1 protein-coding gene is annotated in these 251 nt (G+C 41.4%); it reads right to left on the reverse strand.

Annotated features, from left to right (window positions below; genetic code table 11):
* The coding region (locus CXF85_RS00150; protein ID WP_157828995.1) for a hypothetical protein at positions 1–251 on the reverse strand (251 nt) is incomplete at both ends.

Consider the following 251-nt stretch of genomic DNA (forward strand, 5'->3'; position numbering starts at 1 on the left):
TTTAAATAACTACTTACCTCGATATCACCGCTCAAGGCGGAAACATCCGCCCATTCATTGATATTACCCGTAATGTAAGATTCGATACCTGAAAAATCACCAACATAGAGTTCATCTGCAGCGGGGTCATTATCTTGCATTAAAGATGATTTTGTATCAGTAAAAATCCAGGTATTAATGACACCTGTGCGAGCCGACAGGCTATCAACACCTGCGCCATCTCCGCCAGTTATTGTATCTACATTACCTGA

The sequence above is a fragment of the Colwellia sp. 75C3 genome (assembly GCF_002836255.1).
Taxonomy (GTDB): Bacteria; Pseudomonadota; Gammaproteobacteria; order Enterobacterales; family Alteromonadaceae; genus Colwellia.